At 63.5% G+C, this 208-nt stretch carries 1 pseudogene; it reads left to right on the forward strand.

Features of this window, described 5'->3' with window-relative positions:
* Window positions 1-125: 125 nt before the first annotated feature.
* Window positions 126-208, forward strand: a pseudogene (locus EXE45_RS22000) (ArsR family transcriptional regulator); the annotation flags it as partial.

The raw sequence follows: 208 nt of genomic DNA on the forward strand, positions 1-208 counted from the left end.
ACATATAACGAAATTCAGAAAACCTTCGGCAGCGCGAAACGCCCGCCCACTACGACAGCGTTTCATCCCGTGAAATCCGCGCGGGGAGCGAAGCCGGTTTATCCGCGAGGGCACTGTACCGCGTTATGGAGGCGCCGCTCGAAGCGATCGAGTTCCTCGCGCGCTCGACCAACCGCGTCGAGGTCCTGCGGCTGCTGGCGACCCGGCC

Origin of the sequence: Halorubrum sp. SP9 (genome assembly GCF_005435015.1) — an archaeon.
In the GTDB taxonomy this organism is placed as follows: Archaea; Halobacteriota; Halobacteria; order Halobacteriales; family Haloferacaceae; genus Halorubrum; species Halorubrum sodomense.